This is a genomic window from Nocardiopsis sp. LDBS0036, assembly GCF_041228755.1.
Lineage (GTDB): Bacteria > Actinomycetota > Actinomycetes > Streptosporangiales > Streptosporangiaceae > Nocardiopsis > Nocardiopsis dassonvillei.
Map to the genome: position 1 here is coordinate 1,833,815 of NZ_CP141103.1, position 17,683 is coordinate 1,851,497.

General features: G+C 72.1%; 15 protein-coding genes. 3 read left to right on the forward strand and 12 right to left on the reverse strand.

The features are described from left to right. The first annotated feature begins 6 nt into the window (after positions 1–6). The gene (locus UIS43_RS07635) at positions 7–1,320 is read left to right on the forward strand and encodes an MFS transporter (protein WP_013153817.1); all 1,314 of its coding nucleotides are present in this window, start codon (positions 7–9) and stop codon (positions 1,318–1,320) included. A 95-nt stretch (positions 1,321–1,415) separates the two neighbouring features. Here UIS43_RS07635 and UIS43_RS07640 read toward each other — a convergent pair whose 3' ends face one another. The 6 genes from UIS43_RS07640 to UIS43_RS07665 all read right to left on the reverse strand — a co-directional run bounded on the left by UIS43_RS07640 (position 1,416) and on the right by UIS43_RS07665 (position 8,530). Beyond that, on the reverse strand, positions 1,416–3,035 hold the full coding sequence (locus UIS43_RS07640; RefSeq protein ID WP_041552768.1) for a DEAD/DEAH box helicase: 1,620 nt from the start codon (positions 3,033–3,035) through the stop codon (positions 1,416–1,418). Positions 3,036–3,460: 425 nt separating this feature from the next. Next, complete coding sequence (locus UIS43_RS07645) at positions 3,461–4,300, reverse strand: enoyl-CoA hydratase/isomerase family protein (RefSeq protein ID WP_013153819.1); 840 nt, start codon at positions 4,298–4,300, stop codon at positions 3,461–3,463. Between the two features lie 83 nt (positions 4,301–4,383). Then, positions 4,384–4,590 carry a helix-turn-helix domain-containing protein gene (locus tag UIS43_RS07650; RefSeq protein ID WP_013153820.1) on the reverse strand — a complete coding sequence of 69 codons (207 nt, stop codon included), beginning with the start codon at positions 4,588–4,590 and terminating at the stop codon, positions 4,384–4,386. Positions 4,591–4,799: 209 nt separating this feature from the next. Then, the gene (locus UIS43_RS07655) at positions 4,800–6,398 is read right to left on the reverse strand and encodes an ABC-F family ATP-binding cassette domain-containing protein (protein ID WP_013153821.1); all 1,599 of its coding nucleotides are present in this window, start codon (positions 6,396–6,398) and stop codon (positions 4,800–4,802) included. Positions 6,399–6,669: 271 nt separating this feature from the next. After that, positions 6,670–7,974: an AI-2E family transporter gene (locus UIS43_RS07660; protein WP_370013235.1), complete on the reverse strand. Its 1,305-nt coding sequence runs from the start codon at positions 7,972–7,974 to the stop codon at positions 6,670–6,672. Between the two features lie 148 nt (positions 7,975–8,122). Further along, a complete protein-coding gene (locus UIS43_RS07665) occupies positions 8,123–8,530 on the reverse strand; it encodes a YccF domain-containing protein (protein ID WP_013153823.1) in 408 nt (135 codons plus the stop codon). Between the two features lie 802 nt (positions 8,531–9,332). On the opposite strand from UIS43_RS07665, the gene UIS43_RS07670 reads away from it, so the two are divergent. After that, the gene (locus tag UIS43_RS07670) at positions 9,333–9,632 is read left to right on the forward strand and encodes a WhiB family transcriptional regulator (RefSeq protein ID WP_013153824.1); all 300 of its coding nucleotides are present in this window, start codon (positions 9,333–9,335) and stop codon (positions 9,630–9,632) included. Between the two features lie 176 nt (positions 9,633–9,808). Here UIS43_RS07670 and UIS43_RS07675 read toward each other — a convergent pair whose 3' ends face one another. Both UIS43_RS07675 and UIS43_RS07680 read right to left on the reverse strand, forming a co-directional pair. Further along, positions 9,809–11,140, reverse strand: coding sequence for a phosphoribosyltransferase family protein (locus tag UIS43_RS07675; RefSeq protein WP_370012905.1), 1,332 nt, complete (start codon positions 11,138–11,140; stop codon positions 9,809–9,811). A 130-nt stretch (positions 11,141–11,270) separates the two neighbouring features. Next, positions 11,271–11,831, reverse strand: a complete 561-nt coding sequence (locus UIS43_RS07680; protein ID WP_013153826.1) for a GNAT family N-acetyltransferase — start codon at positions 11,829–11,831, stop codon at positions 11,271–11,273. A gap of 480 nt (positions 11,832–12,311) precedes the next feature. Between UIS43_RS07680 and UIS43_RS07685 the strand changes: the two genes are divergently transcribed. Then, on the forward strand, positions 12,312–13,508 hold the full coding sequence (locus UIS43_RS07685) for an MFS transporter (RefSeq protein ID WP_013153827.1): 1,197 nt from the start codon (positions 12,312–12,314) through the stop codon (positions 13,506–13,508). A gap of 135 nt (positions 13,509–13,643) precedes the next feature. On the opposite strand, the gene UIS43_RS07690 is transcribed toward UIS43_RS07685, so the two are convergent. From UIS43_RS07690 to UIS43_RS07705, 4 genes are all read right to left on the reverse strand, one after another. Continuing rightward, positions 13,644–14,474, reverse strand: a complete 831-nt coding sequence (locus tag UIS43_RS07690; protein WP_370012906.1) for a hypothetical protein — start codon at positions 14,472–14,474, stop codon at positions 13,644–13,646. A gap of 29 nt (positions 14,475–14,503) precedes the next feature. Then, positions 14,504–16,000, reverse strand: coding sequence for a hypothetical protein (locus UIS43_RS07695; RefSeq protein ID WP_370012907.1), 1,497 nt, complete (start codon positions 15,998–16,000; stop codon positions 14,504–14,506). A gap of 393 nt (positions 16,001–16,393) precedes the next feature. Further along, the gene (locus UIS43_RS07700) at positions 16,394–17,167 is read right to left on the reverse strand and encodes a hypothetical protein (RefSeq protein ID WP_232238482.1); all 774 of its coding nucleotides are present in this window, start codon (positions 17,165–17,167) and stop codon (positions 16,394–16,396) included. Beyond that, positions 17,164–17,637: a hypothetical protein gene (locus UIS43_RS07705; protein WP_013153831.1), complete on the reverse strand. Its 474-nt coding sequence runs from the start codon at positions 17,635–17,637 to the stop codon at positions 17,164–17,166. Before UIS43_RS07705 ends, UIS43_RS07700 begins: the two co-directional genes overlap by 4 nt. Positions 17,638–17,683: the final 46 nt, after the last annotated feature.

Genomic DNA, 17,683 nt, shown 5'->3' on the forward strand with positions numbered 1-17,683 from the left:
CCGGACATGAGACAGAAAGCCTCCTTCGGGCGGGTGGTCACCGCCAGCCTCATCGGCACGACGATCGAGTGGTACGACTTCTTCCTCTACGGGTCGGCCGCCGCGCTCGTGTTCAACCACGTCTTCTTCCCCGAGTCCGACCCGCTGGTGGGCACCATGCTGGCGTTCACCACCTACGCGGTGGGGTTCGTCGCGCGTCCGCTGGGCGGCCTGGTCTTCGGTCACTTCGGCGACAGGATCGGCCGCAAACAGCTGCTGGTCATCAGCCTGCTGCTGATGGGCGGATCGACGTTCGCGATCGGCCTGCTGCCGACCTACGCGGTGATCGGTGTGGCCGCTCCGCTGCTGCTGACGCTGCTGCGGGTGGTCCAGGGCTTCGCCCTGGGCGGCGAGTGGGGCGGCGCGGTGCTGCTCGTCGCCGAGCACGGCGAGCCGCGGCACCGGGGGTTCTGGGCGTCCTGGCCGCAGGCGGGCGCTCCGGGCGGCAACCTGCTGGCCACCGCCGTGCTGGCGGTGCTCGCCGTGGTGATGAGCGACGCGGCCTTCCTCTCCTGGGGCTGGCGCGTGCCGTTCCTGCTCTCGGGCGTGCTGGTGCTCATCGGCCTGTGGGTGCGCCTGGCGGTCAGCGAGTCGCGGGTCTTCCGCGACGCGCACGAGCGGGCGGCGGCCTCGGCCCGGCCCGAGCGCGCCCCGATCCTGGGCGTGCTGCGCGACCACTGGCGCGAGGCCCTGGTGGCCATGGGCGTGCGCATGGCCGAGAACGTGTCGTACTACGTCGTCACCGCGTTCATCCTGGTCTACGCGACGCAGGAGGCGGGGATGCCCAACGGCCAGGTGCTCAACGCGGTGCTCGTCGCCTCGGCGGTGCACCTGGTGACCATCCCCGCCTGGGGAGCCCTCTCGGACCGGATCGGCCGCAGGCCGGTGACCGCGCTGGGGGCCGCGGGGGCGGGGCTGTGGGTGTTCGCCTTCTTCCCGCTCGTGGACGCGGGGACCTTCTGGTCGGTGACCCTGGCCGTGACGGTCGGCCTGGTCCTGCACGGGGCCATGTACGGCCCGCAGGCGGCCTTCTTCTCCGAGCTGTTCAGCACCCGCGTGCGCTACTCGGGAGCGTCGGTGGGCTACCAGCTGGCGTCGATCGTGGCGGGCGGGCTGGCCCCGCTGGTCGCGACGGCCCTGCTGGCCTCGTTCGGCAGCAGCGTGCCGGTCTCGCTGTACGTGGCCGCCATGGCCGCGGTCACCCTGGTCGCCGTCGCGGCCGCCCGCGAGACCAGGGGCCGCGACCTGCGGGAGGTGGCAGTGTCCGAGAGAAGTGGGTGACCCCGGTAAAAGGGCCCGGGCCCGGCAGGTGCCACCTGCCGGGCCCGGGTCTGTATCGCACCGGTACCGCTCCGAGTACGGGAGCGGTGACGGGATCAGTACTGCGGAGCGGAGTCGAAGCGCTCCTCGCGGCGCGGGCCGCGACGGTCGCCGCGGTAGCCGCCGCGGTTGTCGCCGCCGCCACGGTAACCGCCACCGCCGCCACGGCGCTCGCCGCCGCGGTAGCCGCCCTCACCGCGCGGAGCGAAGTCACGACGCTCACCACCGGGACGGTCGCCCCGGTAACCGCCGCCGCCCTCGGCCCCGCGGCGCTCGCCGCCGCGGTAGCCGCCCTCACCGCGCGGAGCGAAGTCACGACGCTCACCACCGGGACGGTCGCCCCGGTAGCCGCCGCCACCACCGCGACGGTCACCGCCACGGTAGCCGCCGCCACCACCCCGGTAGCCGCCACCGCCACCACGGGGGCCGCCCCGACGGGGGCCGCCGCGGCCGCGGCGCTCGCGCACGGGCTCCGGCGGCTCGATCCACGGCTCCCAGGAGGGCTCCTTGGCTCCGGTCACCTCGCTGAGCAGCTCGTCGCCCGGGTTGACCAGGTGCTGCTTGGCCTCGACACCGGCGTCGCTGAGCAGGCGGCGGGCCATGCGGCGCTGGTTGGGCGCCACCAGGGAGACCACCAGGCCGGAGGCACCCGCGCGGGCGGTGCGGCCGCCGCGGTGCAGGTAGTCCTTGTGGCCGGTGGGCAGGTCGACGTTGACCACCATGTCGATGCCGTCGACGTGGATGCCGCGGGCGGCGACGTCGGTGGCGACCAGGGCCTGGATGCGGCCCTCACGGAACTTGGCCAGGGTGCGGGTGCGCACGCTCTGGGTCTTGCCGCCGTGCAGGGAGGCGCAGGGGACACCGGCCTGGGCCAGCTGCTCGCTGATGGTGTCGGCGCGGTACTTGCTGCGCACGAACAGGATCGTGCGGCCCTCGCGCGCGGCGATCTGGGTGACGATCGTGTTCTTGTCGCGGGGCAGCACCTTGAGCAGGTGGTGCTCCATCTTGGCGACCTGCGAGACCGGCGGGTCCACGGAGTGGGTGCGCGGCTCGTTCATGTACTTGCGGACCAGCTTGTCGACGTCGCCGTCGAGCGTGGCCGAGAACAGCAGGGTCTGGCCGTCGGGGCGGACCTGGTCCAGGAGCTCGCTGACCTGCGGCATGAAGCCCATGTCGCACATCTGGTCGGCCTCGTCCAGCACCGAGACCTCCACGTCGCCCAGGTCGCAGGCGCCCTGGTCGATCAGGTCGGACAGACGGCCCGGGGTGGCGACCAGGACCTCGACGCCGCGGCGCAGCTCGTTGATCTGGCGGGTGTAGGAGCTGCCGCCGACGACGTCGCCCACGCGCACGCCCACGATGCGGGCGTAGGTGCGCAGGGCGTCGCGGACCTGGTGGGCCAGCTCGCGGGTGGGCACCAGGATCAGGGCCCGGGGCCGGTTGGCGGCGGCGCGGCGCTCGGCGGCGCGCATCAGGACCGGCAGGCCGAAGGCCAGGGTCTTGCCCGATCCGGTGCGGCCGCAGCCGAGGACGTCGCGGCCCTCGATGGCGTCGGGAATGGTGGCGGCCTGGATCGGGAACGGGGTGGTCACACCGTTCCTGGCCAGCTCCTCGACGATGTCCTGGGGCAGTCCCAGGCTGTCGAAGGCAGGCGTTACGGCAGTGTCCGTCGTCAAGTGACGTGTACCTTCCTCATCGTTTGGCGGCGTTTCGAGGAAGGCTTCACACGGCCATGACCGACCCAGCGAAGAAATCACACAAACGCGCCTGATCACACGCGGAAGCGGGCCCCATCATGTGCGTGGGGCTCCTGAGCTCGTGAGATCCTCACTGGCGTGGGGGGACGAGCGACTCTTCGGGTCAAGAGTGGCGCCGACCGGGTCGGCACGCTCTCCGCGTCTTGCGCGGCCTCGGCGCGCTCGGATGCGCGCGGCATGTCACGACCGCTCGTAGAAGAGTACTAGAGATCCTCCCACGACGGGGACCGGGTGGGGGTTTTCGACCGGTGACAAGGGTCTCCCCCTCCCGTCCACATCTTCGCGCGACCGCCGGGTACGCGGCGTCGCCCCTGGTCCGGGGCAGGAGGACGGGAGGCGGAGCGCTAGCGGGATCCGTCGACCGAGGCCCGGGCCAGGGCGGCGAGCCGGGCGGCCTGCGCCGCGCGCTCGGCCTCGGCCTGCCGCTGGAGGGTGTTGCCCGCGGCCTGCTGGAGCAGGGCCTTGGTGGCGGTGGCGGCCGCGCGGTCGGTGGCGAGCAGGGCGGCCACGACGTCGTCCACCGCGGCGGAGAGTTCGTCCGCGGGGACCACGAGCTCGGCCAGGCCGAGGTCACGCGCCTCCTGGGCGCCCACGCGGCGGGCGGTCAGGCAGATCTCGATCGCGCGGTTGACGCCGACGATGTCGACCAGGGGCTTGGTGCCGGTGAGGTCGGGGACCAGCCCCAGGGCGGGCTCCTTCATGCACAGCTGGGCGTCGTCGGCCAGGATGCGCAGGTCGCAGGACAGGGCCAGCTGGAAGCCCGCGCCGATGGCGTGGCCGCGCACGGCGGCGACGGTGACCAGGTCGGGGCGGCGCAGCCAGAGGAAGCCCTCCTGCAGGCCGGCGATGTAGTCCCGCACCTCGGCGTCGGAGGCGGTGCCGTCGGCCAGGCCCGCGACCATGGAGCGCTCGCCGTCGACGCCCTCGGGGCTGAACATGCCGAGGTCGATCCCGGCGGAGAAGATGTCGCCGTCCCCGTCGATGACGACGATTCGGACGTCCTCGGGGAGGGTCTGGCCGATGCGGGCCAGCGTGGTCCAGGTGCGCCCGGTCATCGCGTTGCGGCGGTCGGGGCGGCTGATGGTGACGTGGGCGACCGGCCCCCGCACCACCAGCCTGAGCCTGGCCCGGGAGAGCTCCTCCTCGGTGGGCGCCGGTCCGGACCCGTTCGTCGCCTGTGCCATGGGTTCCTCCGTCGTGTTCGGGGTCACCCCCGGATATTACCCATCGGTAACACAGGGCGGCCAGCGGGCCGGGCCGCGACGCCTCACGCCTTGCGCGTGGGGCCTCCGCGACCGCGCAGTTCCACCCCGGCCTCACTCAGGAGCCGGTGGACGAAACCGTAGGACCGTCCGGTGGCCGCCGCCAGCATGCGGATGCTCTCCCCCGCGTCGTAGCGGCTCTTGAGCTGGGCGGCGAGCGCGGAACGGTCCTCCCCCGCCAGCCGTGGGCGCTTGATCGGCGCGTCGTTCACTCACTCACTCCTCAGAGTCGTCGGATCACCCGTCGTGGGACACCCTCATGATCCGGTATCGGGCCCGCGGACCGCCACACCACGCGGGTGCCCCGCCGAGAACGCCGTTTTCGGCACGGGGCGAACACTGACCGAAAAGAGGGGAGGTGAACCTCCCGGGCCCGCCGGGCGTCCACCTCCCCCACACCCCGCGTCCGCCGCGGGCGGCGTCAGGCCAGCGCGATGAGGTCCTCGAACTCGGCGTTCCACACGTCCTCGACGCCGTCGGGCAGGAGGATGACCCGCTCGGGCTGGAGGGCCTCGACCGCGCCCTCGTCGTGGGTGACGAGCACGATCGCGCCCTTGTAGTTGCGCAGCGCCGCCAGGATCTCCTCGCGGCTGGCCGGGTCGAGGTTGTTGGTGGGCTCGTCCAGCAGCAGCACGTTGGCGCTGGAGACCACCAGCGTGGCCAGCGCCAGCCGGGTCTTCTCACCGCCGGAGAGCACGCCCGCGGGCTTGTCCACGTCGTCGCCGGTGAACAGGAACGAGCCCAGCGTGCGCCGCGCCTCGACCTCCGGCAGGTCCGGGGCCGCGCTCATCATGTTCTCCAGCACGGACCGGTCCACGTCCAGGGTCTCGTGCTCCTGGGCGTAGTAGCCGAGCTTGAGCCCGTGACCGGGCACGACCCGGCCCGTGTCGGGTGTCTCGACACCGCCGAGCAGGCGCAGCAGGGTGGTCTTGCCCGCGCCGTTGAGGCCCAGGATCACCACGCGGCTGCCCCGGTCGATGGCCAGGTCCACCCCGGCGAAGATCTCCAGGGACCCGTAGGACTTGGACAGGCCCTCGGCCATGAGCGGCGTGCGGCCGCTGGGCGCCGGGTCGGGGAAGCGCAGCTTGGCCACCTTGTCGGACTTGCGCACGCCCTGCACGCCGTCCAGGAGGCGGTCGGCCCGGTTGAGCATCTGCTGCGCGGCGCGCGCCTTGGACGCCTTGGCCCGGAAGCGGTCGGCCTGCTTGCGCAGGGTGTCGGCCTGCTTCTCGGCGTTGGCCAGCTCGCGCCTGCGGCGGCGCTCGTCGGCCTCGCGCTGCTCCAGGTACAGCTTCCAGCCCATGTTGTAGACGTCGATGACGCTGCGGTTGGCGTCGAGGTAGAACACCTTGTTCACCACGTGCTCGACCAGTTCCACGTCGTGGCTGATCACGATGAGCCCGCCCTGGTGGGACTTGAGGAAGTCGCGCAGCCAGGCGATGGAGTCGGCGTCCAGGTGGTTGGTGGGCTCGTCCAGGAGCAGGGTGTCGGCCCCGCTGAACAGGATGCGCGCCAGCTCGATCCGGCGGCGCTGACCGCCCGAGAGCGTGTGCAGCGGCTGGCCGAGCACCTTGTCCGGCAGACCCAGGCTGGAGGAGATGGCGGCGGCCTCGGACTCGGCGGAGTAGCCGCCCAGCACGTGCAGCCGCTCCTCCCAGCGCGAGTAGGCGCGCACGCCCTTGTTACGGGTCTTGGTGTCGGTGCTGGCCATCTTCTTCTCGGCCTCGCGCATCCCGCGCAGGGCCTCGTCGATGCCGCGCGCCGACAGGATCCGGTCCCTGGCGATCACGTCCAGGTCGCCGGTGCGCGGGTCCTGGGGCAGGTAGCCGATGCTGCCGGAGGAGGTGACCGTGCCGCCGGTGGGCAGGCCCTCGCCCGCCAGCACCTTGGTCATGGTGGTCTTGCCCGCACCGTTGCGGCCGACCAGTCCGATCCGGTCCCCGGCGGCGACGCGGAAGGTGGTCGGCTCCAACAGGAGTCGAGGACCGACGCGCAGTTCGAGGTCGGTGGCGATCAGCATGGTGGGGCTTCCTACGGGGTGGTGGGACGTTCGGGTGCGACCGGTGTGGCTGGTCGGGGCGGCCGGGCACGCGTGTGCGCCGCGGGGAGACATGATCTCCCTCGCGCGGCGGCGGGAGGGGCGGCTCGGGGCCTACCGACCCAGACTAACGGCACCGGCAGGGGGCGGCGCGAGGATGTGACCGGAACGCGGGCGCCCCCGCCCGGTCAACGGGGCGGGGGCGCCGGGCATTCCCGGGGGCGGCGCGGACGTGGCGGCGCCGCCCCCGGACCTACTTCTGTTCGGGGGGATCGACCGGGGTGGCTCCGCCGGAGGCGTCCTGGCCGGCCCCCTGGTCGGCCCTGACCACGACGGTGTCCGCTCTGACCTCGGCCACGTCCGCGTCCTCCCCGCCGGAGTCGTCACCGCTGGAGGGCGGGCGGTTGCGCAGCAGCGCGGCCAGCACGGCGACCACCGGAGTGGACAGGAACATGCCGGGGATGCCGCCGACGACCGCGCCGACGGAGATCCCGATGAGCACGACCGGCGAGGGCAGGTCGAGCGAGGCGCCGTAGATGCGCGGCGCGAAGACGTTGCTCTCCAGCTGCTGCACCAGGAGCACGGCGCCGACCACGACCAGCGCGATGACCCAGCCCTCGGTCACGAAGGCCACCAGGGCGGCGAGCAGGCCGGTGACGAAGGCGCCGATGATCGGCAGGAAGGCCCCGACGAAGGTCAGCACGATCAGCGGGATGGCCAGGTTGATGTCGATCAGGAAGACCAGGAAGATCCCGATGCCGACGGCGTCGAAGAAGCCGACCGCGGCCACGCCGCGCACGTAGCGCCCCATGACTCCGTAGGCGACGTCGCCCGCGTGGCGCATGCCCGGGCGCGAGCGGGACGGCAGCAGGGTGACCAGCCAGTCCATGAGCTGGTCGCCCGAGTGCACGAAGTACACGGTCAGGGCGATGATCAGGACGATGCCGACCAGGACCGAGATCACCGCCGAGGTGGCGGTCCAGGCGCCGCTGAGCAGCTGGTCCTGGTTCTCGGTGATCATGCCCTGGATCTGCATCCAGGCGTCGTCGATCATGTCGGTGAACAGGGCCGGGTCGACGAAGGGCAGCCGGATGTTCTGGAGTTCGGTGATCGCGCTGGTGACGCTGTCCACCAGCGGACCGAAGCCCTGGATCGCGGGCGTGACGATCAGCGAGATCACGCCGCTGAAGACGATGAGTCCGACCAGCAGGGCGATGGTGGTCGACAGCCCCCTGCCCAGCCCCTTGCGGCGCAGCCCGTTGGCGATCGGCATGAGCAGGGCGGTGAGGAACACCGCCAGGATCACCGGCAGCGTGACGACCGACAGGTAGACGAGCACGTAGACGAGCAGGCCCGCCACCACGCCGATGAGCAGTACCCGCCAGGCCACGTCGCTGATGGACCGCAGGAGGTTGTCGTCTCCCTGGTGCTGCTCGGTCGGCCCCTCGTCCGCGGCCTGGGGCTCGGCACGGGAGCGCTCGTTCTCCGCCTCCAGCCTGGCGAGGCGCTCGGCGCGGGCTCTGCGTGCGGAGAGCCACTTGTTCAGGAGCGCCCACACTCCCGGCCGCTGGGCTTGCACATGGACTCCATTCTCTGGACGTTGCGCGGTGGAGGTCGGGGGACCGACGGCCGCATGGGGGTGGTCTCGCGGGGGGCGAACGGGCGGGGCCCGTGTTTCCCACGGGCCCGGTGGGAGGTCAACGCTGTCAGAACTGCCAGGGTTCCCGCGGGTGGCCGCTCTCGACGATCTCGTTGCCGAAGGGCGCGAGGGCCACGGGGATCATCTTCAGCGAGGCCCAGGCCATGGGGATACCGATGATAGTGACGGCGAGGCCGATCGCGGTGGCGATGTGGCCGAGGGCCAGCCACCAACCGGCGACGATCACCCAGATGACGTTGAGGAAGGTGCTGCCCCCGCCCGCGCCGGGCCTGCGCACGAGATCGCGCCCGAAGGGCCAGATCGCGTACCTGGCCATGCGGAACGAGGCGACGCCGAAGGGGATCGTGACGATGAGGATGCAGCAGATGACGCCCGCGAAGACGTAGCCGACGGCCAGCCAGAACCCAGCGACGAAGATCCAGATGACGTTCAGGATGAACCGCAAGAGGCCCACGGTGTTCTCGTCCTCCCTCGTGTTGGTGTCCCGCTACGGGGACACGCGGCCGCGGAGCGGCCGTGTCCGTTGTTTCTACCGTCTGGGACGTCCGCGCACCACGACCCGTTCGGGCGCCCCACCCTGGTACTTCCCCTAGGGGCGGCCTTCAGGCACGCGGGAGGGGTTGACGCGGGAGCCGCGGAACGGCGTGTCGTGTGGGGTTCGCGGACCGACGGGGTAGGGGCACGGGACGCGAGGGAGGACGCCCGGAAACGGACGCGGGAGGGACCGCTCACCCTCCTCACCGGCATCGACGGAGGGTGAGGACATACGGTCAGGCCCGAACCGGGAACTCCGCGCAGACCGCAATGTGACCCGCACATCAGGAGGACCCCCTAGGCAGGAGGGACATCGCACCATACGATGTGCTGTGTCCTTCGCAAGGCCCCAGATCTTGCGATGCACAACAAACTCAGACAAAAGACCGCACACCGGTCAGTTGTCATCTGGTTTCGGTAACGGTTGTGCGAGTAATTTCCCTACCCCCCGTGCATGATCGGGACGAGGGATGGCATGATTACGTACCGGCTCGGACGGAGGCCGTCACCGCCTCCGCAGCCGTTCGCGTGAGAGCACTCCGCCGCTCGGCGGATCGGTGCCGCAGTACCTGTGCTTCTCGTGGTCTCAGCCACACCGGGGAACATCACTCGCACCGCTCGGCGTTTGCGTCGTGCGGGGTGACTCGCGCCGCATGACCAATTTTGGTGACTGAAGCTTTTTCCGACAGCTTACTAGTGATTTCAGTAGAGGTGGTTCAAGCATGTCTCAGGTACGTCGGCAGGCCGCGCTGCGCCCCCGCCCGCACTGGGGGTGGCAGGATGCCGCCGCGTGCCGGGGCGAGGACCTTGTGCTCTTCTTCGGTCCGGACGGCGAACGCCAGCCGGAGCGGGAGATCCGTGAGCGCAAGGCCAAGGAGATCTGTGCGGCCTGCCCGGTTCGAAACGACTGCCTGGACTATGCGATCTCGCGTCCGGAGAAGTACGGCACCTGGGGCGGGCTGAACGAGGACGAGCGCGCCTCCGAGCGCCGTCGCCGCATGCGCCGCGCGAACGCCGCGTAGTCCGGAAATTCCCGCAGGCGGATCTCCCCCGGTGGCCCCGGCCCCCGAACAACCCGCGGCGCCCCGACGAACAACGTCGAGGGCGCCGCGGGTTTTCTCATGCCCGGTGTTCTCCCGTCTCCGGTGAAAGGCACCGCTCCCGCCCATGGGACGGCCGTGTCCGGCCCGCCGGCGCCTCAGCTTCGACCCGCCCCCAGGTGCCGGTCGAACCAGTCCAGGGCCTCGGCCGCCACACGGCGCCACTCGCGGGAGTCGCGGAGCAGCCGCTCGGCCCCCGACACCACCCGCAGGTCCGTGGAACCGCCGATCCGGGCGCGCGTCCACTCGCCGAGCTCGCGCAGGAAGGAGTCGTCCCCCTCCAGCAGCACCAGGACCGACGCCCGCACGTCCGGCAGGCTCGCCTCGGCCACGTCGATCCTCCCTCCGTGCGCCACCACCGCGGCCACGTCCCGCGGGTACCGGGCCGCGGCGACCAGGGCCGAGGCCGCGGCGTCGCCCGAGGCCAGCACGCCCAGGGGCTCTTCCGCGGTCTCCGATGTCCGGCGCAACCAGGCGGCCGCGGCGCCCAACCGCTCGCCGAGTTCGTCGGCGCCGACACCGGAGGCGGCGTCGGGAGCGGTGTCGGAGGAGCCGGGCGGGCTTTCCCGCTCGGTCAGCAGGTCCATGAGGAGGGTGGCGTACCCGGCCTGCTGCAGGACCGAGGCGACCGACCGCCACCGCTCGTCCGCGCGCCCCTCCCCCGCGGCCATCACCACCGCGCCGCGCGTCTCGGCGGGCACGGTGAGGTCGCCGTCGAGGTGGACCCCTCCCGCGGGCACCCGCACGCGCCGTGTCCGGCCCGACCGCGGCCGGGTGTGCGCGTTCTCGGCGAGGATGGCGGTGACGTGGTCGTCGGAGAGCTGGCCGAAGTCGCGGTACCACTCCCCCACCGCGCGGAAGTTGTCCGGCGCGCTGAGCACCACCAGGGCGTCGGCCTCCTCCCGCAGCAGCGCGACCGCCTCCGGCGAGGCGACCGGCACCGCCAGGACCAGTCGCGCCGGACCGGCCTGGCGGACCATGCGCAGCGCGGCGCGGGCGGTGCCCCCGGTGGCGACGCCGTCGTCCACGACCACGCAGTCGCGCCCGGCGATCCGCGGGGGCGGGCGCTCTCCCCGGTAGACGCGGCGCCTGCGGTCGAGTTCGTCGCGTTCGGCGGCGACGGTGTCGGACAGGGCCTGGCGGGGCACGTGCAGCCGGGCCAGGGCGCGGTCGTCGTAGAGGACGCGCCCGTCCTCGGCGACGGCGCCGACCCCCATCTCGGGGTGTCCCGGCAGACCGATCTTGCGAACCATGAGCACGTCGAAGTCGGCGCCCAGCCGCAGGGCGAGTTCCGCGCCGACCGGCACGCCCCCGCGGGGCAGGGCCAGCACGAGGGGTTCGTCGACCGCGAAGGGGCGCACCCGCTCCGCGAGTCGGCGCCCCGCCTCCGACCGGTCGGCGAAGGGCAGTGAAACGGGTACTGGGTTCATGGCCTCACCGGCGCCGGGGACCGGGCCCCGGTACCGCTCCTCTCGGCTGTGTGGATGAGCCGCTGGAAAGTGGTACCCAGATACCCCCCGACACGGCGGTTCCAACCCCGCACCCGAGCAAAACCGTCCCTCAGGTGCGGCGGAAGCCGTTCCGGAACACGGCCATCAGCAGCGCGTCGTAGCGGCGCCCGTCCCACAGCAGGGAGTCGCGCATGCGCCCCTCCACTGCGAAGCCGCAGGAGCGGTAGACGGCGATCGCCCTCATGTTGAAGGCGTAGACGTACAGCCAGACGCGGTGCAGGCCGATGTGCTCGAAGGCGTACTCCAGCACGAGCTGGGTGGCCTCCCTGCCCAGGCCCCGGCCGGTGAACTCGATCGCGGACAGGGCGATGCGGTACCCGGCGCTCTCGTTGTCGGGCGCGACGGCGTAGAGCGACAGCTCGCCCAGGTAGCGCCCGTCCTTGGGCGCGATGATGGCCAGGTCCAGGCGGTCGGTGCGGTCCGCGCGGCTCTCGCACCACTCCTTGGCCTGCGCGTAGGTGATGCGCCGGTGGGTGCCGGTGAGTCTGCGGACCTCCTCGTCGAGGCTGGCGGCGAAGTAGGCGTCGGTGTGCTCGGCCGCCAGGGGCGTCAGGCGTACGCTCCTCCCGGTGAGTGTGGGCTTCTCTCGCAGCGCGCTCGTGTTGATCATGGGCTCTTCCGGTTCCGTCCGGGCCGTGCGGACACGGTTCCCGGCGTGGGGGAGGCGGCGGACAGCGGACTGGACGCCCTGCGCGGGAGCGGGCCGCTGGGCGGGGGCTCGGGTCGGGCACCCGGGGAGGGTGGCGGACGGGGGCCGGGGCGGAGGATCTCGGGCGGAGTGGAGGCGGGTCGTGTCGGGGGCGGGACGTGTGGGACGCGGGTCCTGTCGGGGGCGGTCAGGGGTCTGTCCGGTGACGGAGCAGGACCTCTATTTGACTTCCTCTTCCATCCGAAGGCAAGAAGGGTCCGGCGGGACCCGCCGGGGCGGTCCCACCGTGGACGACGGCTCCGGGAGGGGGGCCGTCCCGCACGAGCGGTGGAACGGGACCGTCCCGGGGACGAACCTGTCCGGGGCCATGGAAAAGGCCTGCCATCCGATGACCGGACTCGATAGCATCTGCACGCACCGAAAGCCGTCCCGGGAGCCGCCGTGAACGTCCAGACCAGAACCGAGTCCCCTCCGCCGGAGGCCCGCAGGGCCAGAGTCGCGGTCTCCACCCTCTTCTTCGTCAACGGCTTCACCTACACCAACGCCGTCCCGTGGCTGCCGGTGCTCAAGGCCCAGCTGGGGCTGAGCAACACGGAACTGGGCCTGGCGATCGCGGCGATGCCGACCGGCGCGATCCTGACCGGCATGCTGGCGGGCCCGCTGATCCACTGGTTCGGCAGCGGCCGGACGGCGGTGGGGACCAGCCTCATCTCTTTGGGAGCGCTCCCATTCATCGCGCTGGCGCAGAACTGGTGGATGCTGGCGGCGGCGCTGTTCGTGCTGGGCAGCGCGGACGCCTGGACCGACTCGGCGCAGAACTCACACGGCCTGCGCGTCCAGCGGCGCTACAGACGCAGCATCATCAACACCTTCCACGCGCTGTGGAGCATGGCCGCGGTGGCCGGAGGCCTCCTGGGCGCGGCCATGGCCGGTACCGGCGTGCCCATCCTGTGGCACCTGGGCGGCGTGGCCGCGGTGCTGGTGTGCGTGAACCTGGCGGTGAGCCGGATGCTGCTGCCCGGCCCGGAGAGCAGCGAGCGCGAGGACGGCACGGACGCCGGGAGCGGGCGACGCCTGCGCGTGCCCGGACGGGCCGTGCTGCTCCTGCTGGTGCTGAGCGTGCTGCTGATGTTCGCCGGAGGCATCGAGGACTCCGCCGCCACCTGGGGCGCGGTGTACATGACCTCGGAACTGGAGGCGTCCCTGTTCCTGGCGGCGATGCCGTTCGTGGCCTGCCAGGCGATGATGACGCTGGGTCGCCTGGCCGGCGACCGGGTGACCGACCGGTTCGGCGCTGCCGCCGTGGGACGCGCGTGCGGTCTGCTGGCGGGCGGCGGAATCGCGTTCGCCCTGCTGGTACCGAACCCGGTGGCCACGGTCATCGGCTTCGGGGTGATGGGACTGGGCGTGTCCACGCTCTTCCCGCTGACCCTGGCGGCGGCGGGGAACGTGCCGGGCGTGCGCACCGGGGACGGGATCACCGTCGTCGGGTGGCTGGGCCGCGCGGGCTTCCTGGCCTTCCCGCCGCTGGTGGGCTTCCTCGCCGACTCCTCCAGCCTGGGGAACGCGCTGTGGGTGATCGCGGGTGCCGGTGTGGGCGCCTTCCTGCTCGCCTTCGCCCTGCGTCCGCGCGTGTGAGGTCCGAAGGACCGTCGCGCCGCCCCCGCCGGGACCGCGCGGTTCTCCTCCCGCGCACGTGAGAGGGCCCCCGACCCGACGGTCGGGGGCCCTCGTCGCCACGCGGTCCAGGGACCGTGCGGCGGGGTGATGCCGTTAGGCGATCGGAGCCGGACGGCGGGCCCCGGCCCACAGGGCCAGAGCGCCGATGCCCGTCACCACGGCGCCGCCGAGCACGAAGCCCTGCATGTCGACGCCGGTGGTGGCGAGGGTCTCGTCACCGTCGTCGTCGCCGTCGCCGTTGCCCTCGCTCACCGGAGCGGCGGCCTCGGGGGCGCTACCACCGGGGGCGGTGGTACCGGGGGCCTGGATCTCGTCGCCGCCGCCGTTGCCGTCGTCGTCGCCGTCACCAGGGGGCGTCCCGCCGTCACCGGGAGGGTTGCCGTCGTCGCCCGGGTCACCCGGGTCGGGGTCGCCCGGGTCACCAGGGTCACCAGGGTCGCCGGGGTCACCCGGGTCGGGGTCGCCCGGGTCACCGGGGTCACCGGGGTCACCCGGGTCGGGGTCACCGGGGTCACCCGGGTCGGGGTCACCGGGACCGGGGTCACCCGGGTCGCCAGGACCAGGATCGCCCGGGTCACCCGGACCGGGGTCACCGGGGTCACCGGGGTCACCGGGGCCAGGATCGCCCGGGTCACCGGGGTCACCCGGACCGGGGTCACCCGGGTCGCCAGGGTCACCGGTGCCGGGGTCACCGCCGTCACCGGGCAAGCCGGGGAAGACGGGCACGTCGAGGTCCAGAGGCTGGGGCTCAACGGCCGGAGCGACATCCTCAGCAGCGAGGTTGATGACCGTGTTCTCGGCGGCCTGGGGGGCCGCCTCAGCCGCGGTCGCGTCCAGGGTGTCAGCGAACGCCGGACCCGCGGAGAAACCGGCCATGAACAGGCCAGCCGCGGTCACGGTGAAAACGCGCTTCTTGGGGGTCATCCCACTCCTTTCTCTTCTCGTGTACTGATCTATTCAGAGGGGATGGCATAGAGGTGGTCCTCGTGGACCACGACGGCCCGCTCTCCGAGCAGGCCGATGGGCGGGACGGAGTCCGCGGGAGCCTCCTCGACCCTGCCCTCGGCGTCGACGGCCACTGGGGCTCCGTCGATCTGGCCGAAGACGAGGGGGCCGACCGCGATGCCGGGTTGGAAGCCCGGAACGACCGCGGTCCGACCGTTCTCGGGGTTCATCACCGCAGGCCCGTAGGCGACCAACTGGGTACCCACGGCCTCCGAGCGGTGGCGCACTTCCTCCAAGTCGGCGGGATCGACCTGGGCGCTGCCGATGACGCTTCCATCCTGGGTGTCGTGGAAGGCCAGGACCGTGCCCTCGCCCCGCAGGGGCTCCCAGCGGATGACGACGTACTCGCGCAGGGCGGTGAGAACGGCCTCCATCTCGCCCGCGTCATCCGGCCGCTGGGGATTGACCGCCACGGGGTTGCCCTCGGGACTGACCCAGGTCCAGGGTCCGTTGACCACGGCGGCGAGAACGTCCTCCCCCTCGGCCAGCATGGGCGCCGATCCCTCGGGGAAGTCGACCTGCCGCAGTTCGCCGCCGACCGGGACGAAGGCCTCGGTCTCGGTGCGAATGAGAGCGGATGTGCCCACGTACTGGACGAAGGCGGCTTCGGGCAGGTCGACTCCGACGGAATCGCCGTCCTCCGTGGACCAGAACCACAGGGTCTGGGCGGTCTCCATGACGACGGCCTTCTCGCCGCCGTACTCCACGAACCAGGGCGCTCCGAGCACCTCGCCGACCTCCACGGGCAGGTCGACCGACCACAGTCGCTCACCGTCGGCGTCGAGCAGGTTGAGCCGCTGCTCGGGGTCGACGTAGGCGAGCAGGTCGCCCTGGCGGCTGACCCCAGGCTGGCTGCCCGGGGCGACCTGCGCGCTGAAGTCGACGGTCGTGGAGAAGTGGGGCGGCGCGGGGTGGTTGAGGGTGGTCAGGTCCGTGGCGACGTCGTCCCCGGGTCCCCCGCCGAGGCCGGGCAGGAAGCGCCAGGCGGCGGCGCCCGCACCGGCGAGCAGCACCAGGGCGAGCACGGCGGCGCCCACGATGACGAGGGCCCGGCCGCCCTTCTTCCTCTCCTTGGCCTCGGGCCGGACACCTGGCTGGGGGCCGGTCCCGGCACCTCTGGCGGGAGGGTCGGCCGGGGCGGGAGGAGGCGGCGGCGTCGGCTCGCGGCCGGGCAGGACCTGGTCGGCCGCCTGCACCACGCCCGTGGGCGTGGCGACCAGACGCCAGTAGCCGTTGGCGTCGCGGGCGTCGATGAGGACCGGTTGACCGATCCTGGCGGCGTAGCCGGTGGCGACGTCCAGCGCGGCGCGCCGCGTCTCCTTGGGCGCCTGGCCCGTGACGACCTGGCGGCGCCCCTCGACGACGATCTCGGCGCTGCGTTCGTCGGGTGCGATGACGATGACGGCGGTGGGCCGGGACTGCCCCGGGCGGGACTCCCGGCTCATGGTGCCTCCGAAGGCATGGGGAACGTGGACCTGTTCGTGTACGGGGGTACGGGGACCTAGGTCAGCGATGACGGTGGTTCGCGGTCGGGGACTACCTGGAGACGGTGCCGACGCACGCGTAGTCAGTGCTGCACGCGATCATACTGATCGTCGCTCGTCACGCCTATTCCGGCCATGCGTCGACGCCGCGCGCACGGACCGGTGCACCTGGGACAGTTGTCCCGCCCTCCCCTCCGTGACCTGGAGACTCACCCGAACATGGGATGCGGCTGGTGCCGTGGGCATCGCCGTCACCATGGAGTGGACACCTGGGGAAGATATTTAGTTCACACCGAAAATGGCCGGATCTGGCCACCTGGTTCCCACCGGTCGCACGCGTAGCAGCTCAGGGCCTCACCGGGGCGGAACCCGGACGAGGCGGAAGTACTCGCCGGGGCGCAAGCGCCGGTCGGCGTTGGCCCGGCGGTCCGGACTGGCCGGTTCGACCGTGAAGTGGACCGCGGCGTCGGGTTCCACCGTGAAGGGGACGGGGGTGTTGGTGAGTCTGCCGAGGCCGCCCTGGACGCTGTGCGGGCCCGGAGGGAGGCCGAGCACGAGGGTCTGGCCGGGGCCGAGCGTGCCGACCCGGTCGCCGTCCACGAGGATCCGGTAGTCGACGAGCATGTCGAACATCCCGCGGTCGATGCGGTGGACCAGCACCGGGCTCCAGCCCGGCGGCACCTGCTCCGGGCTCCGGATACCGATGACCTTGGGACCGGTGAGTTCGGGCCGGGCGAGCGCCTCACGCAGCTGTTGGCGTTCGCGTCTGCCGGCGGAGAGGGAGAGCACGCCCGCCGTACAGGCCACCAGCAACAACGGCACCAGTGTCCACACGGCGTTGGAGAGGATCAAGAACAGCGCGAGCAACCCGTTGCCGACGATCAAGAAGCACCACAGACGCGTCGTGCGGAACGGATGCCGCGTGTTGTGCACCCGGTGGAGCTCGCCGGAGGTCAGCTCCGCATCGGTACCCGCCCAGAGCCCGACCGGGAAGAGGAGCAGGAAGGCGAGGAAGATCCCGGCGGCCACCGGAACGGGGTCGCCGGTGGTCCCCACCCATCCGGCGATCGCGGTGCACGCCACCAGGCCGAGCCCTGCCCCTTGGACCAGTAGGAACGACGCCCTCACGAGCGCCACCGCCGTTCGCGCACGAAGGCCTCCGTGCCGAGGGCCGGTGGGACGAGGGCGACCAGGTTCAGCGCCAGCAGGGGCCACGGAAGGACCTCGTAGAGGTGGTCCCCGACCGCGACGACGAGGTAGACCACGCCAGCGGCCCACAGCGTGCCGAGCAGGATGCCCTCCATCAGCGGCGACTTCACCGGCTGCCGCCGCCGTTCGATCATCCCCGGAAGGGAGCGCATGTACAGGAGGGGCATCAGGACCAGGGCCGACAGCAGCATGACGAAGAGCCCGAAGTAGATCTCGCTGCCGCCCCTCAGGTACATGTGCAGGGTGTGCGTGAGCATCAGTACGGGCGGGCCGAACGAGCCGTAGAACATGGTCTTCGATCCGCCGAGCACGGTCTCGACGGTGACGGGCACGGAGTCCTGATCGCCCTCGTCCTGCGGGGGAACGGCGTCCGGTGGGGGAACGGTCATGGGGGACGGCCTCTCACGGGCGGCGCCGTCCGGGCTCGGGTGCGGC

Coding starts and splice junctions, on each gene's coding strand:
- UIS43_RS07635 (WP_013153817.1), top strand. CDS start 7: ATGAGACAGAAAGCCTCCTTCGGGCGGGTGGTCACCGCCAGCCTCATC.
- UIS43_RS07645 (WP_013153819.1), bottom strand. CDS start 4,300: ATGGCACAGGCGACGAACGGGTCCGGACCGGCGCCCACCGAGGAGGAG.
- UIS43_RS07655 (WP_013153821.1), bottom strand. CDS start 6,398: ATGCTGATCGCCACCGACCTCGAACTGCGCGTCGGTCCTCGACTCCTG.
- UIS43_RS07670 (WP_013153824.1), top strand. CDS start 9,333: ATGTCTCAGGTACGTCGGCAGGCCGCGCTGCGCCCCCGCCCGCACTGG.
- UIS43_RS07675 (WP_370012905.1), bottom strand. CDS start 11,140: ATGAACCCAGTACCCGTTTCACTGCCCTTCGCCGACCGGTCGGAGGCG.
- UIS43_RS07680 (WP_013153826.1), bottom strand. CDS start 11,831: ATGATCAACACGAGCGCGCTGCGAGAGAAGCCCACACTCACCGGGAGG.
- UIS43_RS07690 (WP_370012906.1), bottom strand. CDS start 14,474: ATGACCCCCAAGAAGCGCGTTTTCACCGTGACCGCGGCTGGCCTGTTC.
- UIS43_RS07695 (WP_370012907.1), bottom strand. CDS start 16,000: ATGAGCCGGGAGTCCCGCCCGGGGCAGTCCCGGCCCACCGCCGTCATC.
- UIS43_RS07705 (WP_013153831.1), bottom strand. CDS start 17,637: ATGACCGTTCCCCCACCGGACGCCGTTCCCCCGCAGGACGAGGGCGAT.